The organism is Pseudomonas fontis (genome assembly GCF_028656955.1).
Lineage (GTDB): Bacteria > Pseudomonadota > Gammaproteobacteria > Pseudomonadales > Pseudomonadaceae > Aquipseudomonas > Aquipseudomonas fontis.
Map to the genome: position 1 here is coordinate 1 of NZ_JAMDGY010000058.1, position 20,267 is coordinate 20,267.

At 63.1% G+C, this 20,267-nt stretch carries 18 protein-coding genes; 6 read left to right on the top strand and 12 right to left on the bottom strand.

Annotation, left to right across the window (positions count from 1 at the left end):
• Window positions 1–167: 167 nt before the first annotated feature.
• Window positions 168–491, bottom strand: coding sequence for a DUF2025 family protein (locus M5G11_RS18440; RefSeq protein ID WP_273909831.1), 324 nt, complete (start codon window positions 489–491; stop codon window positions 168–170).
• Window positions 492–680: 189 nt separating this feature from the next.
• Between M5G11_RS18440 and M5G11_RS18445 the strand changes: the two genes are divergently transcribed.
• Window positions 681–1,895: a GAF domain-containing sensor histidine kinase gene (locus M5G11_RS18445; protein WP_273909830.1), complete on the top strand. Its 1,215-nt coding sequence runs from the start codon at window positions 681–683 to the stop codon at window positions 1,893–1,895.
• Here M5G11_RS18445 and M5G11_RS18450 read toward each other — a convergent pair.
• Window positions 1,834–2,751: a LysR family transcriptional regulator gene (locus tag M5G11_RS18450; RefSeq protein ID WP_273909829.1), complete on the bottom strand. Its 918-nt coding sequence runs from the start codon at window positions 2,749–2,751 to the stop codon at window positions 1,834–1,836. The genes M5G11_RS18445 and M5G11_RS18450 overlap by 62 nt on opposite strands.
• A gap of 124 nt (window positions 2,752–2,875) precedes the next feature.
• On the opposite strand from M5G11_RS18450, the gene M5G11_RS18455 reads away from it, so the two are divergent.
• Complete coding sequence (locus tag M5G11_RS18455) at window positions 2,876–3,634, top strand: SDR family NAD(P)-dependent oxidoreductase (protein WP_273909828.1); 759 nt, start codon at window positions 2,876–2,878, stop codon at window positions 3,632–3,634.
• Window positions 3,635–3,638: 4 nt separating this feature from the next.
• On the opposite strand, the gene M5G11_RS18460 is transcribed toward M5G11_RS18455, so the two are convergent.
• A complete protein-coding gene (locus M5G11_RS18460) occupies window positions 3,639–4,424 on the bottom strand; it encodes a LysR family transcriptional regulator (protein WP_273909827.1) in 786 nt (261 codons plus the stop codon).
• Window positions 4,425–4,524: 100 nt separating this feature from the next.
• Between M5G11_RS18460 and M5G11_RS18465 the strand changes: the two genes are divergently transcribed.
• Window positions 4,525–5,250, top strand: a complete 726-nt coding sequence (locus M5G11_RS18465) for an SDR family oxidoreductase (protein ID WP_273909826.1) — start codon at window positions 4,525–4,527, stop codon at window positions 5,248–5,250.
• Here M5G11_RS18465 and M5G11_RS18470 read toward each other — a convergent pair whose 3' ends face one another.
• The 6 genes from M5G11_RS18470 to M5G11_RS18490 all read right to left on the bottom strand — a co-directional run bounded on the left by M5G11_RS18470 (window position 5,251) and on the right by M5G11_RS18490 (window position 9,312).
• Complete coding sequence (locus M5G11_RS18470) at window positions 5,251–6,111, bottom strand: efflux RND transporter periplasmic adaptor subunit (RefSeq protein ID WP_273909825.1); 861 nt, start codon at window positions 6,109–6,111, stop codon at window positions 5,251–5,253.
• A 10-nt stretch (window positions 6,112–6,121) separates the two neighbouring features.
• The gene (locus tag M5G11_RS18475) at window positions 6,122–6,328 is read right to left on the bottom strand and encodes a DUF1656 domain-containing protein (protein WP_273909824.1); all 207 of its coding nucleotides are present in this window, start codon (window positions 6,326–6,328) and stop codon (window positions 6,122–6,124) included.
• Window positions 6,315–8,303 (bottom strand): FUSC family protein, encoded by a 1,989-nt coding sequence (locus M5G11_RS18480; protein ID WP_273909823.1) that lies wholly within the window; start codon window positions 8,301–8,303, stop codon window positions 6,315–6,317. The genes M5G11_RS18475 and M5G11_RS18480 overlap by 14 nt, the downstream gene beginning before the upstream one ends.
• Window positions 8,304–8,521: 218 nt before the next feature.
• Window positions 8,522–8,632, bottom strand: coding sequence for a cytochrome c oxidase subunit CcoM (gene ccoM / locus M5G11_RS27440; RefSeq protein ID WP_337994599.1), 111 nt, complete (start codon window positions 8,630–8,632; stop codon window positions 8,522–8,524).
• A 134-nt stretch (window positions 8,633–8,766) separates the two neighbouring features.
• Window positions 8,767–8,928, bottom strand: coding sequence for a hypothetical protein (locus M5G11_RS18485; protein ID WP_273909822.1), 162 nt, complete (start codon window positions 8,926–8,928; stop codon window positions 8,767–8,769).
• Window positions 8,929–8,973: 45 nt separating this feature from the next.
• Entirely contained in the window at window positions 8,974–9,312 is a 339-nt protein-coding gene (locus M5G11_RS18490; protein ID WP_273909821.1) for an aspartate-semialdehyde dehydrogenase, read from the bottom strand.
• A 198-nt stretch (window positions 9,313–9,510) separates the two neighbouring features.
• On the opposite strand from M5G11_RS18490, the gene rapA reads away from it, so the two are divergent.
• On the top strand, window positions 9,511–12,357 hold the full coding sequence (gene rapA, locus M5G11_RS18495) for an RNA polymerase-associated protein RapA (RefSeq protein ID WP_273909820.1): 2,847 nt from the start codon (window positions 9,511–9,513) through the stop codon (window positions 12,355–12,357).
• 129 nt (window positions 12,358–12,486) lie between these two features.
• On the opposite strand, the gene M5G11_RS18500 is transcribed toward rapA, so the two are convergent.
• The gene (locus tag M5G11_RS18500; RefSeq protein ID WP_273909819.1) at window positions 12,487–13,830 is read right to left on the bottom strand and encodes a spinster family MFS transporter; all 1,344 of its coding nucleotides are present in this window, start codon (window positions 13,828–13,830) and stop codon (window positions 12,487–12,489) included.
• 271 nt (window positions 13,831–14,101) lie between these two features.
• Between M5G11_RS18500 and M5G11_RS18505 the strand changes: the two genes are divergently transcribed.
• Window positions 14,102–16,366, top strand: coding sequence for a putative bifunctional diguanylate cyclase/phosphodiesterase (locus tag M5G11_RS18505; RefSeq protein ID WP_273909818.1), 2,265 nt, complete (start codon window positions 14,102–14,104; stop codon window positions 16,364–16,366).
• Here the strand turns inward: M5G11_RS18505 and M5G11_RS18510 are convergent.
• Window positions 16,266–17,153 carry an NAD(P)-dependent oxidoreductase gene (locus M5G11_RS18510; RefSeq protein WP_273909817.1) on the bottom strand — a complete coding sequence of 296 codons (888 nt, stop codon included), beginning with the start codon at window positions 17,151–17,153 and terminating at the stop codon, window positions 16,266–16,268. The genes M5G11_RS18505 and M5G11_RS18510 overlap by 101 nt on opposite strands.
• 201 nt (window positions 17,154–17,354) lie before the next feature.
• Between M5G11_RS18510 and M5G11_RS18515 the strand changes: the two genes are divergently transcribed.
• Window positions 17,355–19,529: a hypothetical protein gene (locus M5G11_RS18515; RefSeq protein WP_273909816.1), complete on the top strand. Its 2,175-nt coding sequence runs from the start codon at window positions 17,355–17,357 to the stop codon at window positions 19,527–19,529.
• 199 nt (window positions 19,530–19,728) lie between these two features.
• On the opposite strand, the gene M5G11_RS18520 is transcribed toward M5G11_RS18515, so the two are convergent.
• On the bottom strand, window positions 19,729–20,034 hold the full coding sequence (locus M5G11_RS18520; RefSeq protein WP_273909815.1) for a DUF2288 domain-containing protein: 306 nt from the start codon (window positions 20,032–20,034) through the stop codon (window positions 19,729–19,731).
• Window positions 20,035–20,267: the final 233 nt, after the last annotated feature.

The window sequence follows — 20,267 nt, forward strand, 5'->3', positions numbered from 1 at the left end:
CAAAATTTCTGACACCCCCGAGGCTGGGGGCTTCATAGCAACATCCATAGCAACAGCAGCCCAACCCAACTATCTGTGGGAGCCGGCCTTGCCGGCGAAAGGGCTGTGCCGGCCTCATCGCCGGCAAGGCCGGCTCCCACAGGTTCTATAGTGCCAAGCCTGCGACCTTATGCGCGCAGCCGGCGCTGCGCGGCGATCTCCGGCAGGTCCTTGCGCCGCAGGTACACCCGCAACGGTTCGGTAATGTTCAGCCGCTCATCGACATTCTGCGCCAGCAAGACCTCGATCATGTCACGACGCAAGGTCATGACCTCGCCATCCTCGGTCGCCCAGACAAACTCGCAACTGGGGGTAATGCTGTCATCGGCCACGTCCATGCCGAACGAGTCCTCGCTAAAACGCACGATGTGCCTGCCACTCTTGTGATTGAAGCCCACGAAGCCCTTGAGCTGGTCAGCGGCGGCGCAGATATCCTGGGAAGTGATGTGCATGTCAAACCTCACGAAAAAAGGAATGGGCACGCGGGGCGGGAATGTCGCTGGCATTCCTCTGACGGGAACGCTCGATCGGCCAAGCGTACTAAACATTGCGCCCACTCGAACACGGATTTTTTACCCAGTGCGCCATCGCTCGCTAAACTTGCCCTCACAGACCCTCGAAACCCGTCACGTGGAAGCTCCATGATCAACGCTGTCACCTCCGATATCGCCACAATCGGCCGTATCAATGCCGTGCCTGCCATCCTCCAGGTGATCTGCGAAACCACCGGCTTGCGCTTTGCCGCCGTCGCCCGGGTGACCGAAAACAGCTGGACCGCCTGCGCCGTGCTCGACACCCTGGGTTTTGGCCTGGAAGCCGGCGGTGAACTGGACCTCAGCACCACCCTGTGCAACGAGATACGCAGCAGCCACCAGACCATCGTGATCGACAAGGCCAGCGACGACGCGCTCTACTGCCAGCACCACACCCCGCGCATCTACCACTTCGAAAGCTACATTTCGGTGCCGGTGTTTCGCGCTGACGGCAGTTTCTTCGGCACCATCTGCGCGCTCGACCCCAAGCCTGCCAACCTCAAGGGCAGCGCGATCCAACCGATGATGGAATCCTTTGCGCGGCTGCTGTCGATCCAGATCGAAAGCGAAGAAAACGCCCAACGCACCGAGGCGGCCCTGCAAAAGGAGCGGGCCATGGCCGAGCTGCGCGAGCAGTTCATCGCCGTGCTCGGGCACGACCTGCGCAATCCGCTGTTCGCCATCACCGCCGGCGCCGAACTGCTGACCAAACGCAACAGCGACCCTCGCTCGCAGACCATCGCCCAGCACATCCTGACGTGTGGGCGGCGCGCCACCCAGCTGGTGCAGGACGTGCTGGACTTTGCCCGTGGCCGCTTGGGCAACGGTATCGTGGTGAATATCCAGCCCTGCCCGGACCTGGACAGCGCCCTGCGCCATGTGGCCTCGGAGCTGCAGCGGGTACACCCGCAGCGGATGATCCGCGTGCGCATCGGCGACCTTGCCGGTATCCAGTGCGAACGTGAGCGCGTGGCGCAACTGCTCTCCAACCTGATCGCCAACGCCATCAGCCACGGCGCCGAGGATGGGCCGGTGGACATCTCGGCGGATATTCGCGACGAGGTGTTCATGCTCGGCGTACACAACCTCGGCCAGCCGATTGCGCCGCAGATCATGGCGCAGCTGTTCCAGCCGTTTTCGCGCCCGCTCGACGGCGCCCCGCAGCCTGGGCTTGGGCTGGGCCTCTACATCGCCAACCAGATCGCCCTGGCCCACGGCGGGCGCATGGAAGTGGTATCCAGTAGCGAAGCCGGCACCCTGTTCAGCTTCCGCCTGCCACTGGGTCAAGCTCCGTTGCCAGCACCTGCGCCAGCCACGTCATGAACACCCGCACCCGCTCCGGCAGGTGCACCTGTTGGGCATAGAGCAGTGACACCGGCATCGGCGCGGGTATGTGCGCGGGCAACACCTCGACCAGCTCACCACGCTCGAGAAATTCACGCACCCCGCTGTAAGGCGCCTGGATGATGCCAAGCCCGGCCAGCCCGGCACTTTCGTAGGCATCGGTGTTGTTCGCGGTGATCACCCCCGGCATGGCCTGGAACTGGGTTTTGCCGCCGTCCACATACTCGAAACCCACGCTACGCGCGCCCAACGACCTGACGTAATGCACCAGGCGGTGCTCGCTCAGCTCGGCCAGCGTGGTCGGCAGGCCAAATTGCGCCAGGTAGCCGGGGCTTGCACAGTTGAGCATGCGCAAGCTGCCCAGTGGGCGCGCTACCACCGCCAGGTCGCTCAGGGCACCGATACGCAGCACGCAATCGAAGCCCTCGCGCAGCAGATCCACTTCACGGTCGGTGCAGCTGATTTCCAGCGCCAGGTTCGGGTGCAAGGCCATGAACCGCGGCAAGCTCGGCAGGATGATGCGGCGCGCCATCAGCGTCGGCAGGTCGACCCGCAAGCGCCCGCTGAGCTCGGTGGGGCTGGCACGGAACAGCCCTTCGATCTCGTCCATGCGTGACAACAGGTCTTTGCTACGCTCGTACAGTTGCAAACCATCCTGGGTCGCCTGCACTCGCCGGGTGGTGCGGTTGAACAGCCGCGCGCCAAGCAGCCGTTCAAGCGCCTGGACCTGCTCGGACACCGTTGATCGCGGCAACCCCAGACATTCACCTGCCAGGGTGAAACTCGACAGCTCGCTGACCCTGACGAAGGTACGCAGCAGTTCCAGCTTGTTCATGTGGCCCCACTCCATTGTTCGCAGTTGCCGAACAGTATTTCCGAATTTACTGGATTTATCAGCAACCAGGCGATCAATAGACTTTTCTCGACTTCAGCCAATGTCCTACCTTGAGGAACAGACCATGAATCGGAAAATCGCACTCATCACCGGCGCCAGCCGAGGCCTGGGCAAGAATACCGCCCGGCACCTGGCCGCCCAGGGCATCGACATCATCGGCACCTATCACAGCAAGTCCGGCGAGGCTCAAACGGTGGCGGCGACCCTGGAGCAAAGTGGTATTCGCGCCGTGATGTTGCAACTGGACGTCAGCAACAGCGCCAGCTTCGAAGCCTTCGCGCAGCAGCTCAGCGACACCTTGCAGCGCAACTTCGGCCGCAGCCAGTTCGATTTCCTGGTGAACAACGCCGGCATCGGCATCCATGCGCCCTTCAGTGAAACCAGCGAAGAGCAGTTCGACCAGTTGCTCAATATCCAGCTCAAAGGACCGTTCTTCCTGACCCAGCGGCTGCTGCCGCTGTTGGCGGACCAGGGGCGGATCGTCAACATCTCCACCGGCCTGACCCGCTTCGCCCTGCCCGGCTATGCCGCCTACGCCGCGATGAAAGGCGCCATGGAGGTGCTGACCCGCTACCAGGCCAAGGAGCTGGGCGCACGCGGGATCCGGGTGAACATTCTCGCCCCCGGCGCCATCGAAACCGACTTTGGCGGCGGTGTGGTGCGTGACAACCATGACGTCAACGATTTCATCGCCGGCAACACCGCGCTCGGCCGGGTCGGCCTGCCCGACGATATCGGCGCGGCCGTGGCCTTGTTGTTGGGCGACGGCGGCGGCTGGATTACCGGCCAGCGCCTGGAAGTCTCCGGTGGGATGTTCCTCTGATCGGCTAACCAGCCATCGGTGCGCTGAGCGCCTGGTGCAACTGTGCCAACGCGGGCAGTTGCAGGGCCTGGGCGGCGTAGCACAAGCCGACGCGGCGGGTCAGCGCCGACTCCTGCCAATGGCGCCATTGCACACCGGGGTGGCGCTCGACCAACGATTGCGGCAGCAAGGCCCGGCCCAGGCCAGCGGCGACCATGTGCACGGCCTGTTGCAGGCTGCCAGCGTGGCCGGCCTGCGCCTCGTCACCATAGAAGCCGAGCAGGCGTTGGTGCGACTCATGCTGCGGGCAGGTGATCCAGCACTGCCCTGCCGATTGCGGGCTGCTGGCGAGCACGAAAGGTTCTTCCCACAGCGCCAGGAACAGCTCGTCTTCACAACACAGCGCCTCGACCCCCAGCCGCGCATCGCCCACACAGCCATCCAGCAGGGTCAGTTGCAAACCCGGCACCGCGGCACTGGCCAGGCGCACGCAGGCCTCGACCTGGCTTGCGGCAATGTCTGCCTCGATGCCCAACTGCAAAGGGGCACGGCTCTGTTGTTCACGAAAACGCCGGCTCAGCGCCTCGGCCTCAGCCACCATGCGTTGTGCCTGCGGGTACAGCTGCCGCGCCTGTTCGCTGACCTCCACCCCACGCGCCTGGCGCAGGAACAGCGCCACGCCCAATTCCTCCTCCAGTTGCCGGATGGTCACCGACAAGGTCGGCTGCGCCACGAACAGGCGTTGCGCCGCGAGGGTGATGTTGCGCTCCTCGAACACCGCGAGGAAGGCCTTGAGGTGACGGATATCCATAGGTTTTTCCGATGCCAGCCAATGAAATAAGCCGTTTCTCACGACGAAACCAGCTCAATACAATTGAGCCATTCAAAACGATTATGCCTAGGAGGCCATCATGCGCAAGCCATTGATCATCATCACCGGCGCCAGTTCCGGCATCGGCGAAGCCACTGCCCGCCATTTTTCGGCCGCCGGCCACCCGCTGCTACTGCTGGCCCGTCGCCTGGAGCGAATGCAGGCGCTGAACCTGCCCGACACCCTGTGCCGCGCCGTCGACATCACCGACCGCCAGGCGCTCCTCGCCGCCGTTGCAGAGGCCGAGGCGCAGTTCGGCCCAGCCGATGCGCTGGTCAACAATGCCGGGGTGATGCTGCTGGGCCTGATGCACGAGCAAGACCCCGCGCAGTGGGAGCAGATGCTCGACGTCAACGTCAAAGGCCTGCTCAACGGCGTGCATGCCGTGGCCAGCGGGATGATCGCACGCAGCCATGGCACGATCATCAACGTCAGCTCCGTGGCCGGGCGCAAGACTTTCCCCAACCATGTCGCCTATGTCGGCAGCAAGTTCGCGGTGCACGGTATTTCCGAAAACCTGCGTGAAGAGCTGTCGCCGCACAACGTGCGCGTGGTGACCATCGCACCGGGCGCGGTGGAAACCGAACTGCTCGGCCACACCACCGACGAAGCGATCAAGAGTGGCTACCAGGCCTGGAAGGCCGATATGGGCGGCGTGGTGCTCAGCGCCGACGATGTGGCCAGCGCGATTGCCTATGCCTACCAGCAACCGCAACACGTGTGCATCCGCGAGATCGTGCTGGCCGCGACCCGCCAGCAGCCGTGATCAATCCTGTTCGTGGACCTGCACGCTGGCAGTCATCCCGGCGCTGAGCGGCAGGTTCTCGGGCAGCTTGTCGAGCTTGATCCGCACCGGGATGCGCTGGGCCAGGCGCACCCAGTTGAAAGTCGGCTCGACCTCTGCCAGCAACTGGCCGTCGGGGTTGGCGTTGCGGTCGGTGATGCCGCGGCTGATGCTCTCGACGTGGCCCTGCATCGATTCGCCGGCGCTCATCAGCCAGACCTTCACCGGTGCGCCGACCTTGATGCGCGGCAGCTTGGTTTCTTCGAAATACGCCTGTACATAGAAGGTCGAGTCGTCGACCAGGGCCATCACCGATTGCCCGGCATTGACGTAGTTGCCTTCGGCCAGGCGCAGGTTGGTGATGTGCCCGTCACGCGGGGCCTTGACCTGGCTGCGGGCAAGGTTGAGGGCCGCGACCTTGACCTCGGCCTGTGCTTCGCGCAGTTCCCCGCGCGCCACGGCGGCGCCGATCTGGGCGTTCTCGCGCAGCTCCGCGCTGATCGCCTGCGGGCCCAGTGCGGCGCGGCGCGAGGCTTCATGCTCACGCAGGCGCAGTTGCTGCTGGCGGGTTTCGGCGACGGCGCTGGCTTTTTCCAGTGCTGCCTCGAAACGGTCACGGTCAATCGACATGAGCAGGTCGCCAGCCTTGACCTGCTGGTTGTCGTGCACCTTCAGCTCGCGCACCCAGCCGGAGACGTCCGGGGCGATGATGACCACGTCGGCGCGGATTTTCGCGTCGCGCGTCCAGGGGGTGAGCATGTAGTACTGCCACAGCTGGAAGCCGGCGAACACCGCCACGGCCACCAGGCACAGGGTTACTGCAACACGTACGGAAGTACGCATGGTCAACTCCTTATAAAGGCCCCAGCGTGCGGGTTACCAGGGTCAGGATACAAACGAACAAGGCCACATCGAACAGTGCTTCGTGCCACACCCAGCGCCCCAGCGGCGTCAGGCGCAGCAACAGGCGCACCGCGAAGGTCAGCAGCAGTGCCAGCGTCACGTAGATCAGAAACGGGCTGAGCAATATTCCGCCCAGCGCCCACTCACGCAAGCCCATGGATTTCCTCCTGCCGGCGGCACCACTTGCCCCAGCTTTTTTGCAATTGCAGCACCGCACCGACAGCCAGGCGCAAGGGATCACTGAGCGGCTGTTGTTCCAGCGCGTTGATAAAGCGTGCACTGGCATCGTCCAGGCGCTGTTCGCGCCCCGCACCCGGGCCTTCGGCCAGGGCGGATTCCAGCTCACGCAGGTACGCCTGCTGTGCCCGCTCGACCGGCACCTGGGCCACCGCCAGGCACATGCGCAGGTGCAACAGCTCATCGCCCATGTCCAGGCCGTGCAGGCCGTCATCCCAGCGCTGGCGCTCCGGCTCTGGCAGTGCGTTGTAGTGCCGGGCCAGCTGCAACAGGCGGTCGGCCATGCGACCGCCAAACCAGGTTTCGGCGCCGCGCAGTTCACGCCGGGTCAGGCGTACCAGGTCGCTCTGGGTTGCCGCGCGCAGGCGCTTGCCATGCCAATAGGGGTTGCGCAGCACCAGCAGCTTGAACGCCAGCACTGCCGCGCCCACTCCCAGCACTATCGCCTGGGCACTGTTGAGGAATACCCCGACGTCGAAGTTCATGCTGTTGAGCGGCGCGACCAGGACGATGAAGTGCAGGCAGTAGGAGGTGGCAGTCGCGCCGATCTTCGGGTTGGCCATGCCCAGCGCCCCGAAGAACAGCGGCACGCCCATGCCCAGGCACAGCAGCGGGAAGCCGGCCCATTGCGGCAGCAGGATCTGCCCGACGAAGAATGCCACCGGGATGGCCAGCAGGATGCCGCGCAAAAAACTCATGCCGATCTGCGCGCCGTTCTCGCGGCTGGCGAACAGGCTGCAGACCACGCAGGTCAGGACCAGGCCACCGGGCGCCGCTGTCCAGGCGGTGGCCAGCCAGAAGCTGGCCATGGCCAGAAACGCCAGGGCGCTACGCGAGCCGAACAACAGCGCCAGCGACAGGTCGCGGTGCACGGCCAGGCTGTCGGGCACATCGCTGGGCGCCTTGCCCTCCTCCACCGCCTTCAGGGCCAGGGTCGCGGCCATGGCATTGTCCAGCAGCAAGGTCATGCGGGCCAGGCAATAGTGTTCGTCGGAACTGTTGCGCTCATCATGCGCGGCGTCCCAGATACGTTGGCGCAGCTCCAGCAGTGCCGCGGGCTCAGGTGCCGCCAGCGCTGCCTGGACTTGCTCCAGCCACGGCGCCATGTGCCGCGCCTGGGTATCGTCGAGTTGCCGCCATTGGCGACGTACCGAACGGGCGATGCGCAGCAGGATCAGCAGCTTCTGGCTCAACCCGCGAATCGCCCGGCCACGTTGGCGGCCGAGGTTGCCTTCGAACCAGGCGTGCTCGCGCTGGGCATCGACCGCGACGATACGCCCGAGAATTTCCAGCAAGCCCTGGCGCCCCTGTTCGTCACCGGTGAGTGTTGCGCTGGCGGCCCTCATCCCGCTTTCCCAGGCCTGGCGGGCCTGGCCGCCGAGTTGCTGCTCGACGCGCAGGGGCCAGAGCAAGGCGCTGCAGACGGTGGCGCAGATGATCCCCAGGCTGATTTCGGTGCAGCGGGCCACGGCCTGGTCGAAGACCAGCAATGGATGGTTGATGGCCGGCAAGGTGATGATCGCCACGGTGTAGCCGGCCAATACGAAGGAATAGGCCCAGGCGCTGCGCAACAGTGTCGAACAGGCGGTGCACAGGGCCAGCCAGAGGGCCAGGGCGAGCAGGAACAGCCAGGGCGTCTGGGCGAACAGGCCCATGAAGACCACCGACATCACGGTCCCGACCAGGGTCCCGAACAGCCGGGCCAGGCCCTTCTGCAAGACCATCCCGGACAACGGCTGGGCAACGATGAACGCTGTCATCAACGCCCACGCCGGCTGCTCCAAGCCCCAGCGCAACGCCAGCCACAAGGCCAGCCCACCGCCCAGCAGGGTCTTGATGGCAAATTGCACGGCAAGTTTGTTCGGCGCCAGGAGGGCCTGCAAAGTGGTGGGCACGGATCGAACCTTGGTGAGCGGTGTTGTAAAGATAGACAGGGAATGCGGGGAGCGGCCAGGGATGATTATTAGCTAGCTAACTAATAAAGGTAAAGGAGATTTTTCTGTGGCCAAGGACCTCATCGCGGGACAAGCCCGACAAATCCCAGGCAAAAAAAATGGGCGACCGAAGTCGCCCAAAATGCCTTGCGTGCTCGTGCTACCCGGAAGAACCCGCGCTATTTGCGCTTGTTCGAATCCCTCCAGATGAATATGCCAAAACCGGCGAAGAACAAAACCATCAGGCCTACCGTAACAATTCCAGCGATAACCACATTATCGAAGAACATGGAGGCCTCCATTTGCCTGCACCTGTCTGATGGGGTAACAGTAGCGAATGTGCCGGGAGGGAAAATTGATCGAGGTCAATGGCGCCCTGGGACAGGCGCGGGAGGAGGATGCAGGCTTGACCTGCATCAAGTTTTCAACGCTTCTTCGGTTTGCCCTTGGGCTTCTTCTTCGCCTTGCCCAGCGGCATGGCCTGCTCAAAGGCCTGGCGCACTTCGTTCAGGCGCTTCTCTTTAAGGTCGTGCACGCGGCGGGCGCGTTCGGCACCGAAGTCGATCAGGTTGTCGTCTTGGCTCATGGCAAGGCTCGGGTAGCAACAGCAGATGACGCAATAATGCACGTCTCAGACTTCGATATCCACCAACAGCCCCTGGCGCGGCTGGTCTTCCAGTAGCGGGGCGACCGGCACGGTGTTGTCGGCGTTGACCTCGTCACCCGGCATCGGCTGGTAGAACTCGTCATCCCCCGGCGTGCCCTGGCGCTGACGCTGCCCGTGGCGGCGGCGCTGCTCTTCACGCAACAACACGGCAGGCTCTTGCGGGTTGCGATGCTTGAGGTCGATGGCACCTTCACTGGCGCTCGGTTGGGTCGGCACCACGGGCTTGATATCAGGTGTCGGCTTGACCGGGTCAAGTTGCGAGGTAACCGGCGCAGCACTGAGCGGGATGATCGGCGGCAGCATGGGATAAATTCTCCTGTCGCTCGTGTATCGGCCAGGGAGTGCCAGGCTTGAGCCGGCCTGTGCGGTTCTGTGCGTTGGTGCACAGTCGACCAGCAGTCGGGCCCGACGTTCGGTCGCCAGCTATATTGCTAGAACCTTTGGTCAATGAGCCCCTATCCGTTAAGATAGTCGGCTTTTTCATGGCGGGAGCAAGGCAGTATGGCGCAGCAGTATCAACCGGGGCAACGCTGGATCAGCGACAGCGAAGCCGAGCTAGGTCTGGGTACCGTTCTGGCACAGGACGGCCGCTTGTTGACCGTGCTCTATCCGGCCACTGGCGAAACCCGCCAGTATTCACTGCGCAACGCCCCCCTGACCCGGGTGCGCTTCTCGCCAGGTGACCAGATCACCCATTTCGAAGGCTGGAAACTGACCGTTCGCGAAGTCGACGATGTCGACGGCCTGCTGGTCTACCACGGCCTCGACGCCCAGAACCAGGCCTGCACCCTGCCTGAAACGCAGCTGTCGAACTTCATCCAGTTCCGCCTGGCCAGCGACCGCCTGTTCGCCGGGCAGATCGACCCGCTGTCGTGGTTCTCGCTGCGCTACAACACCCTGGAGCACACCAGCCGCCAGCTGCAATCGTCGCTGTGGGGCCTGGGCGGCACTCGCGCCCAGCCTATCGCGCACCAACTGCATATCGCCCGTGAAGTCGCCGACCGGATCGCCCCGCGCGTCCTGCTGGCCGATGAAGTGGGCCTGGGCAAGACCATCGAGGCAGGCCTGGTGATTCACCGCCAGATGCTCTCTGGCCGCGCCAGCCGCGTGCTGATCCTGGTACCGGAAAACCTGCAGCACCAGTGGCTGGTGGAAATGCGTCGGCGCTTCAACCTGGAAGTCGCCCTGTTCGACGCCGAACGCTTCATCGAAAGCGACGCCAGCAACCCGTTCGAAGACGCCCAGATGGCGTTGGTTGCACTGGAGTGGGTAACCGAGGACGAAAAGGCCCAGGACGCGCTATTCGCCGCTGGCTGGGACCTGCTGGTGGTCGACGAAGCTCACCACCTGGTCTGGCATGAAGAGCAGGCCAGCCCGGAGTACGCGCTGGTCGAGCAATTGGCCGAGGTTATCCCGGGCGTGCTGCTGCTGACCGCAACCCCGGAGCAACTGGGCCAGGACAGCCACTTCGCCCGTCTGCGCCTGCTCGACCCGAACCGTTTCCACGACCTGGCTGCCTTCCGCGCCGAGAGCGAGAACTATCGCCCGGTGGCCGAAGCCGTACAGGAACTGCTCGATGAAGGCCGCCTGTCGGCCAAGGCCCACGCTACCATTCAAGGCTTCCTGGGTGCCGAGGGCGAAGCCCTGCTGGCCGCCGTCAACGACGGCGACACCCAGGCCAGCGCCCGCTTGATCCGTGAGCTGCTCGACCGTCACGGCACCGGCCGCGTGCTGTTTCGCAACACCCGCGCCGCGGTGCAGGGCTTCCCGCAGCGTCAGCTGCACGCCTACCCGCTGCCGTGCCCGGACGAGTACATGGAACTGCCGGTGGGCGAGCATGCCGACCTGTACCCGGAAGTGAGCTTCCAGGCCCAGGGCGACAGCGACGAAGACAGCCGCTGGTGGCGCTTCGACCCACGGGTCGAATGGCTGATCGACACCCTGAAGATGCTCAAGCGGGTCAAGGTCCTGGTGATCTGCGCCCACGCCGAAACCGCAATGGACCTGGAAGACGCCCTGCGCGTACGTTCGGGCATCCCGGCCACGGTGTTCCATGAAGGCATGAGCATCCTTGAGCGTGACCGTGCGGCAGCTTACTTCGCCGATGAAGAATTCGGTGCCCAGGTGCTGATCTGTTCGGAAATCGGCAGTGAAGGCCGCAACTTCCAGTTCGCCCATCACCTGGTGCTGTTCGACCTGCCGGCTCACCCGGACCTGCTGGAGCAGCGTATCGGTCGTCTGGACCGGATCGGCCAGAAGCACGTGATCGAGCTGCACGTTCCGCACCTGCAGAACAGCCCGCAAGAGCGTCTGTTCCAGTGGTACGACCAGGCGCTGAACGCCTTCCTCAACACCTGCCCTACCGGCAACGCCCTGCAACACCAGTTCGGCCCGCGCCTGCTGCCGTTGCTGGAAAGCGGTGACGATGGCGAGTGGGATGCCCTGGTCAAGGAAGCCCGCGCCGAGCGCGAGCGCCTGGAAGCCGAGCTGCACAGCGGCCGTGACCGCCTGCTGGAGTTGAACTCCGGCGGCGCTGGCGAAGGCCAGGAGCTGGTCGAGGCGATCCTTGAGCAGGACGACCAGTTCGCCCTGCCGATCTACATGGAAACCCTGTTCGATGCCTTCGGTATCGACAGCGAGGACCATTCGGAAAACGCCCTGATCCTCAAGCCGAGCGAGAAGATGCTCGACGCCAGCTTCCCGCTGGGCGACGACGAAGGCGTGACCATCACCTACGACCGCAACCAGGCACTGTCCCGCGAGGACATGCAGTTCATCACCTGGGAACACCCGATGGTGCAGGGCGGCATGGACCTGGTGCTCAGCGGTTCGATGGGCAACACCGCCGTGGCCTTGCTCAAGAACAAGGCGCTCAAGCCGGGCACCGTGTTGCTGGAGCTGCTGTATGTGAGTGAAGTGGTTGCCCCGCGCGCCCTGCAACTGGGCCGTTACCTGCCGCCGGCGGCGCTGCGCTGCCTGCTGGACGCGACCGGCAACGACCTGGCGAGCCGGGTGTCGTTCGAAACCTTGAACGATCAGCTCGAAGGTGTGCCACGGGCCAGCGCCAACAAGTTCATCCAGGCCCAGCGCGAAGTGCTGACGCCGCGGATCAACAGTGGCGAAGCGAAGATCATGCCGCGTCACGCCGAGCGTGTTGCCGAGGCGCAGCGTCGCCTGGCAGCGGAGACTGACGAAGAGCTGGCGCGCTTGACCGCGTTGCAGGCAGTCAACCCGACGGTACGTGACAGCGAAATCGAAGCGGTGCGCAAGCAACGTGAAGACGGGCTGGCGATGCTGGATAAAGCGGCGTTGCGTCTGGAAGCGATTCGGGTGTTGGTCGCCGGTTAACCCTGTAGCAACCTCTCCGTGGGAGCCGGCCTTGCCGGCGATGGGCCGGCTCGCCGGCCCCGTTCAGTCGGCAAGACTTCGTCTTGCATCGCCGGCAAGGCCGGCTCCCACAGTTTTGCTCCGCAGCGCTCAAGCAGTCGCGGCCACCCCCGCACTGTCCTCCACCATCCCCTCCTTCATCCGCTGCGCATCCCGGGCAAAGCAGCGCGACGCCAACAACAGGAACACCAGCGTCAGCATCAATGCCACCGGTATCAGGTACATCGCGTCATGCAAGCCAATGGCCTTGAATGCCTCGGTCATCTCCCCTTCCCCCGCCGCCAGCATCGCCGCCTCGGCAAAGTGGTCCGACAGCAAGCCGACCACCACCGGCCCCAGCCCGCCACCCAGCAGGTACAACCCGGCAAAGAACAACGCCATCGCAGTGGCCCGCAAGCGCGGTTGCACCACATCCTGGATCGAGGTGTACACGCAGGTATAGAAGTTGTAGGCGAACAACCAGCCCACCCCGAACACCGCCACGAACACGCCAATTTCAACACGCCCGGCATGCAGCGCCCACGCCGTCGCCAGCGTCGCCACCAGCATGCTGAACGCCCCGAACAGCAGGCGCCCGGTCGGCATGCGCTGGTGGATCTTGTCAGCCACCCAACCGCCCAAAGTCAGCCCCACCAGCCCGGTCAAGCCGACGATCACCCCGGTGGCCACCGCCGCCTGCTGCAACGACAGCAGGAAATAGCGCTGCAACATCGGCACCATGAACGAGTTGCAGGCGTAGGTCGCAAAGTTGTAGGTCAAGCCGGCCAACACCAGCCAGCCGAACGTCGGCACCATCAATACCCGTCGCAGCGGCCGGTCCACCGGCGCCTGGGACACCTTGACCGCCTCCGCCGCGCCGCGTGCCGGCTCGCGGATCATGAACATGAACAGCGCCAGCACCAGCCCCGGCACGGCGGCGATGAGGAACGGCGCCCGCCAGCTGCCAAATGCCTGGACCATCGCGCCAATCGTGAAGAACGCCAGCAATAACCCCAGCGGCAGGCCGAGCATGAAGATGCCCATCGCCCGCGCCCGCTTCTCAGCCGGGAACAGGTCGCCAATCAGCGAGTTGGCCGCCGGCGCATAACTGGCCTCGCCAATCCCCACGCCCATGCGCACCAGCAGGAAGCTCCAGAAACTGCCGACCATGCCGTTCACCGCGGTCAGCCCGCTCCAGGCAACCAGCCCCCAGCCCATCAATTTGCTCCGCGAGCCGGTATCGGCCAGGCGCCCCAACGGCAGGCCGGCAATCGCATAGACCAGGGTAAAGGCGGTGCCGATCAGGCCGATCTGGAAATCGCTCAGGCGCCATTCCATGCGGATCGGCTCGATGATGATGGCGGGAATCGTACGGTCGAAGAAATTGAACAGGTTGGCCAGGAACAGCAGGAACAAAATGCGCCAGGCATTCGCCGCTTGGGTGGGGCTCTGCATCGGTAGGTCCCTCTTCTAATGTCGGAGCGTGCCAGCACGCCGATGAAATCTAGAAGGCCATTGCCGTTCTGTCTGCCACCATTGACCGAAGTGATATCACTCAATTGTAACGATTTGCGCCCATAGAACCCGACGCTATGGATTCAATGCCCAAATCGTAGGAATCAATGTGCCATTAATCAGGATGGGTTAATCCGCTCTTCCTATACTCTGTCGGAACGGTCTCCAGCGCATCGGGGGCACGAGCGCAATCTCGACGAAGAGGCATGCTATGGAGTGGCTGGGGCTACATGTGCTCGCCGACCTTCCGGCAACCGGACAGACCATCCTCGATTGCACCCACAACCCTTATCTGGTTGTGCTCGCATACCTTGTCGCGTGCGCCGGCAGTTTTGCCACGCTGGACATGCTCGAGCGGATCGGCAGCACCGAACTACCGCCCGCCCAGCGCCAGTGGCGCCTGCTCGGCAGCTGTTGCCTGGCGGGCAGCATCTGGGCCATGCACTACATCAGCATGCTGGCCTTCCAGGCCACCCTGGAAGTGCACTACGACGCCACCCTGACCGCCACTTCATTGCTGCTGATGCTGCTGGCGTCGTGGCTGGCCCTGGATACCCTCAGCCGCAAGACCTGGCACACCCGGCATATCCTGCTGGCCACGCTCTATATCGGCGTGGGCATCGGCGCCATGCACTACACCGGCATGGCCGCCATGCGCTCCAATGCCCTGCAGTACTATCGCCCGGAGCTGTTCGGCGCCTCGATCGTCATTGCCCTGGGTTCCAGCCTGCTGTCACTGCTGCTGGTGCAGCGTTTTCGCCATGGCAGCGGCACGCTGCACCAGCTGTTCAAGTACGGCGCCAGCCTGGTGATGGCCGGCGGCATCATCGCCACCCACTTCACCGGCATGTGGGCGCTGACCCTGGTGTTGCCCCACGGCGTGCCGCTGCAACTGCCGCTGACCGACAACAGCCTGCAACTGAGCCTGACCATCGCCTTCATCACCCTGTTGATCAGCGCCAGCAGCATCAGCGCCGCCCTGGCGGACAAGAAGCTGCAAAGCAAGGAGCACGACCTGCGCCGGGTCAACATGCTGCTCAGCCAGCTCGATCAGGCGCGGGTCTCGCTGCAGCAGGCGGCGCATTACGACGCGCTGACCAACCTGATCAACCGGCGCGGCTTCAACCAGGTGTTCGCCGAACGCCTGGCCGAACAGACCAGCAACGAAGGCATGCTGGCGGTGATGTTCCTCGACATCGACCACTTCAAGCGGATCAACGACAGCCTCGGCCATGATGCCGGCGACCAGTTGCTCAAGGTGATCGCCGGGCATATCAAGGCCGCCACCCGCCCGCAGGATGTGGTCGCGCGCTTTGGCGGTGACGAGTTCTGCATCCTAATCGGCCTGCACAACCGCGATGAAGCCCGCCACCTGGCCCAGCGGGTGATGCAAAAGCTCAAGGACCCGATCGACCTGGCCGGTCGGCGCATGGTCATGACCACCAGCATCGGCATCAGCGTGTTCCCCGATGACGGCAGTACCTGCGATGAACTACTGAAAAACGCCGACCTTGCGCTCTACCAGTCCAAGGGCTGCGGGCGCAACAACCTGAACTTTTTCAGCAGCAACCTGAAAACCCGCGCCACGCTGGAGCTGCAACTGGAAGAAGAACTGCGCATCGCCCTGCTCGAAGAGCGCGGGCTGCGCATCCACTACCAGCCGATTTTCGATCTGCACAGCGGCCAGGTGTCCAAGCTTGAAGCGCTGATCCGCTGGCAGCACCCGCAGCACGGCCTGCTCAGCCCCGACCGTTTCATCAGCATCGCCGAAGCCAACGGGCTGATCGCCGACCTCGACCTGTGGGTGTTGCGCCGCGCCTGCCAGGACCTGGCCCTGCTCAACCGCCACGGCTTCGACAACCTCAAGGTGACGGTCAACTGCTCGGCCCTGACCCTGGGCCGTGAAGAGCTGCCCAACGAAGTCGAAGACGCGCTGACCACCGCCAACCTGCCGGCCTGGCGCCTGGAACTGGAAGTGACCGAGAACGCGCTGATGGGCAACATCCACAGCACGATTGCCCTGCTCAAGCGCATTCGCGCCAAAGGCGTTTCGCTTTCCATCGACGATTTCGGCACGGGCTACTCGTCGCTGGCCTACCTCAAGCGCCTGCCGCTGGACACCCTGAAGATCGACCGCTCGTTCATCCAGGATATTCCGCGCTCCAGCCAGGACATGGAAATCGTCCAGGCCATCATGATCATGGCCCACACCCTGCACCTGAAGGTGATTACCGAAGGGGTGGAAACCGTCGAGCAATATGCCTTCCTCAGCGAGCACGGCTGCGATGCCATCCAGGGCTACCTGCTCAGCCGCCCAGTGCCGCTGGGCGAACTGCGCTCGGTGCTCACCGAGCTCAATCAGCGCGAAGAACGCCTCATGGCGTACTGCGATACAGATCGATCAGGGTCGCCGGATCTTTTTGCAGATAACCCTGACTACCGTGCAAGCGCATCAGTTGCGCCGCGAGGCCGCTGAGCGGGGTGGCCGAACCCTGCTCGCGCGAGAACTTCACCGCCGTGTCCAGGTCCTTCAGCAAAGTGCGAACGTGCCACTTGACCGGCTCGTAGCGGCTTTCAGCCATTTGCGGGGCGAGGATCTGCAATGGCTTGGAGTCGGCAAAGCCACCGGCCAGGGCCTCGGCGATCAGGCTGGCGTCGACCCCGGACTGCTCGGCCAGGGCCACCACTTCGGCAATTACCAAGGCATTGCAGGCGACGATCATCTGGTTGCAGGCCTTGGTCACCTGCCCGGCACCGACCGCCCCCATATGGGTAACGCGCTGGCCAAGGGTCAGCAATACCGGGCGCACGCGCTCAAGATCGGCCGCCTGACCACCCACCATGATCGCCAGGCTGCCCGCCTCCGCGCCAGGCGTACCGCCTGATACCGGCGTATCGAGCCAGCTCATGCCAGTACGTTCGGCCAGTTCTGCGGCCATTTCCCGGGTGGCGGTCGGTTCCAGGCTGGAGAAATCCACCAGCAGTTGCCCGGCGCGCGCGCCTTCGACCACACCCTGGGCACCAAACACCACCTCGCGCACTACCTGGGTGTCCGCCAGGCACAGCATCACCACGTCTGCCGCCTGGCACAACTCGGCCGGCGTTGCCACCACCCGGGCGCCGGCCTCGACCAGTGCCGCGCACTTGTCTGGCGAACGGTTCCACACCGTCAGCGGGTAACCGGCGGCCAGCAACCGCCGACACATCGGCAAGCCCATCAGGCCGATACCGGCAAAAACCAGGGAAGGCAATGCAGTGCTCATGTAACGCTCCAGGCAAATTAAAGAAGTTGATCGATTGGACGATTCAGTTATGCAGGCGTGACAGGTAAACCCCTAGAGGGTTATAGGGCAAGACCCTATCGCTCACGCCAAACGCGCGCTGCTACAGTCGCGACACTTATCCCGTGATGGCTCGATGATATCTGCCTTGAACAGCCGTCCACCCCAGGCAAATGGCGCAAAATGACTTCCAAGAACACTTCTGCCAATGCGGTTTCCGAGCTGATGCCAGCCACCACCACGAGCGTCCCGCGAGAATACTACAGCCCGCGCACGCTCAACCCGCAGCAGTACCTGTACTTCACCGAGACCGATACCCAGCGCATTCTCGACAACCTCGACGGCCTGCGCGACCTGGTGTTCCCGCCCAGCGTGCACGTCGAAGACGATAGCCAACTGCGCCTGGACCAGCAGTTCCCCTCGGTGTGCCTGATCGGCCTGGGCCGTTGCGGTTCGAACATTGCGCTGGATGTCGCGGAGCTGGTGTACAACGCCCGGACCTTCTACCTCAACGAATTCAACAACGAAGACCGTGTGAGTAACGAGCAGAGCTACAGCCCGGCGCGCTGGATCCGCAACAACCTGCGCCTGGTACAGAACAAAGGCGCCAAGCCGGTGTTCCTGGTGGAGCCGCTGGTGATGCTGGGTGACCTGGACAAGGACATCGCCGGGCGTATCCGCTTCTCGCGCAAGGGCGAAAAAAGCGGCTTTTTGCGCGACTACAGCAAAATGAAGATCATGGACCTCTCCGAGGTGCATGCCGGGGGCGCGGGTAACGCACCGATCCTGGGCCAGTACCTGGCCAAGATCATCCTGAACAAGGAAACCCACCGTTTCTCCAGCGCCGACTGGAAACTGATCCACTCGTACCTGATCGACTCGTGCGGCATCAAGGCCAACCAGTCGCGGCTGTACTTCTACATCTTCAGCGCCGGCGGCGGTACCGGTTCGGGCATGGCCTCGGAATTCGGCCTGGCCCAGCAATACTCGTACATGAACAAGACCTTCGACACCAAGCCGGCCGACGAGAACGACGGCAAGAGCGGGCACTCGTTCGTCTTCGAGCCGATTTTCACCAGCGGCATCTGCGTGCTGCCAAACATCTCCGACCACCGCAGCGAGATGTCCGAGGCGCTGCACATCAACGCCGGTCGCCTGCTCTGTAAATACCTGTCGGAAGAATGGGACTTTTCCTACAACTTCGACAACGAAGACAGCAGCGAAGCCAGCGTGATGGGGCGGATCCGCCCATGGAACGCGATGATGCTGATCTCCAACGACATCATGCGCTATGCCGAAGAGAACGATGACGGCAACATCCAGAACATCGATGTCAATGCGATGGAGAAGCACGCCAACCAGTACATCTCCCAGCAGATCTTCAACATCCTGACCGCCCAGGCGGTGACCACCGACTACGACCAGAACTACTTCCGCCGCGCCGGCATCGACATCGGCGAGACCATTCGCCTGGACGCCAACGACCTGTTCATGAGCCTGGCCGGGCCGGTGGCGATTGCCTACGCCGAATCGGTAGTGCCTGAGCAGCCGCAGCCGGGCTCGGACAAGTTCAAGGTGTTCGAGAAAGAACAGCCTCGGTTGAACATCGACGACCTGTTCTTCCGCTCCATCGACCTGCCGCACTTCAACAAGGTGACCCAGGCCATCGAGGGCATCAGCCTGCTGCCGATCGAGTCCAAGCGCTATCGCGCGGCGCTGGAGCAGTACAAGGCCTCGGCCTACGACTCGGCGGCGCTGCATGACCTGCACTTCTTCAAGAACTGCTCGTCGGTGGTGTCGATCGTGTCCCTGCCCAAGGACTACAAGCTGTCCTACATGGACCTGAACCGCCTCAAGACCCACCTCAACAGCCTGTTCCCCAACACCACGCTCAAGCGTTATGCGCTGGTGATCGGTGCGTCGGCAAACCTGTCGTTGACCACCCTGATCGCCAAGAGCCCGTGCCTGTCGGACGACTTCCTGACCCTGATCGTGGCCTTCATCAAGCGTTGCTTTGCGCGCACGCCGTACCGCTTCGACGACACCCTGGACAATGAAATCCTCGATTTCATTACCCGCGAAGAGTTCGAAGAGGGGCGTATCGACGAATTGCTCAACGAGTTCGAGAACCCGGCGAAGATCCTCGATACCAACTGGTACGCGATCAAGCCGATGTACGAGAAGAAGTACCGCGAGCTGATCAACGACAAGAGCAAGTTTGTCTCGATCAACGATATCCGCCTGTCACGCGAATGCGTGAAGAAGGCGGTGAAGTACCTGCGCGAGATCTACCGTCACCGGATCGGCAAGACCCGGGTGATCTCGCTGAACAACCATACCGGGAAGGTCGATTACTGATATCCGGGGCCGCCTTGCGGCCCATCGCGGGACCCGCCCGCTCCCACAGTGCATGGCTCTGTGTGGGAGCGGGCGGGTCCCGCGATGCGTTCAACTGTTACCGCGCCTTTTTAAATCACACCCACTGTTACCAACAACCACCCCGCCTGAACGCTCCTGCGCACCAAAAACTGCAGGCTGCTCATTTTCGCGCACCAAATCAGTGCGGCTTCTTTTCCTGAATCACGATGAACGGCGAAACCACCACCGCCCAGATCTGCGGATCCCGCGTCTGAAGGTCTAGCGCACGCTCTGCGCTGAGGGGTCCAACGGTGCCAGCATTGCGCCATTGGGCGAAGGTTTCGCTACGGTTCTCGGCCATTGCCTGTGCCACTTCGATCAGGTCCACACTCGGCTCGACCCAAATCAGGTCACCCTTGGCCCAAAAACGCTCCAGTGCTTTCCACTCAATGATTGCCGTCTCGCCGAGCAATTTGGCATAGAGGGTGCTTGGTTGATCTGTCATGGGTTCCTACCAGAAATAATTCGACGGCTTAAAGGTCGGTATTTTTGCAGAAAAACCCAGTTTCAAATAAGTAATTGATCGGCAAGGATAAGAAAGCGCCGCAGTAGCGGGAAATACCAGCCAGGTAATGGCGCTTTTTTGAATCTTTGTGTCAATTAGGCGACACCCCTGGATTTTGCCCCGAAAGGCCCGCTTTTCAAGCGATCAAGCGGCGCTCTACACTGTACCGGTAC

Coding starts and splice junctions, on each gene's coding strand:
- M5G11_RS18475 (WP_273909824.1), bottom strand. CDS start 6,328: ATGGGCTTGCGTGAGTGGGCGCTGGGCGGAATATTGCTCAGCCCGTTT.
- M5G11_RS18515 (WP_273909816.1), top strand. CDS start 17,355: ATGACTTCCAAGAACACTTCTGCCAATGCGGTTTCCGAGCTGATGCCA.
- ccoM (WP_337994599.1), bottom strand. CDS start 8,632: ATGTTCTTCGATAATGTGGTTATCGCTGGAATTGTTACGGTAGGCCTG.
- M5G11_RS18465 (WP_273909826.1), top strand. CDS start 4,525: ATGCGCAAGCCATTGATCATCATCACCGGCGCCAGTTCCGGCATCGGC.
- M5G11_RS18485 (WP_273909822.1), bottom strand. CDS start 8,928: ATGAGCCAAGACGACAACCTGATCGACTTCGGTGCCGAACGCGCCCGC.
- M5G11_RS18490 (WP_273909821.1), bottom strand. CDS start 9,312: ATGCTGCCGCCGATCATCCCGCTCAGTGCTGCGCCGGTTACCTCGCAA.
- M5G11_RS18450 (WP_273909829.1), bottom strand. CDS start 2,751: ATGAACAAGCTGGAACTGCTGCGTACCTTCGTCAGGGTCAGCGAGCTG.
- M5G11_RS18440 (WP_273909831.1), bottom strand. CDS start 491: ATGCACATCACTTCCCAGGATATCTGCGCCGCCGCTGACCAGCTCAAG.
- M5G11_RS18520 (WP_273909815.1), bottom strand. CDS start 20,034: ATGACAGATCAACCAAGCACCCTCTATGCCAAATTGCTCGGCGAGACG.
- M5G11_RS18470 (WP_273909825.1), bottom strand. CDS start 6,111: ATGCGTACTTCCGTACGTGTTGCAGTAACCCTGTGCCTGGTGGCCGTG.
- rapA (WP_273909820.1), top strand. CDS start 9,511: ATGGCGCAGCAGTATCAACCGGGGCAACGCTGGATCAGCGACAGCGAA.
- M5G11_RS18510 (WP_273909817.1), bottom strand. CDS start 17,153: ATGAGCACTGCATTGCCTTCCCTGGTTTTTGCCGGTATCGGCCTGATG.
- M5G11_RS18460 (WP_273909827.1), bottom strand. CDS start 4,424: ATGGATATCCGTCACCTCAAGGCCTTCCTCGCGGTGTTCGAGGAGCGC.
- M5G11_RS18500 (WP_273909819.1), bottom strand. CDS start 13,830: ATGCAGAGCCCCACCCAAGCGGCGAATGCCTGGCGCATTTTGTTCCTG.
- M5G11_RS18455 (WP_273909828.1), top strand. CDS start 2,876: ATGAATCGGAAAATCGCACTCATCACCGGCGCCAGCCGAGGCCTGGGC.
- M5G11_RS18445 (WP_273909830.1), top strand. CDS start 681: ATGATCAACGCTGTCACCTCCGATATCGCCACAATCGGCCGTATCAAT.
- M5G11_RS18505 (WP_273909818.1), top strand. CDS start 14,102: ATGGAGTGGCTGGGGCTACATGTGCTCGCCGACCTTCCGGCAACCGGA.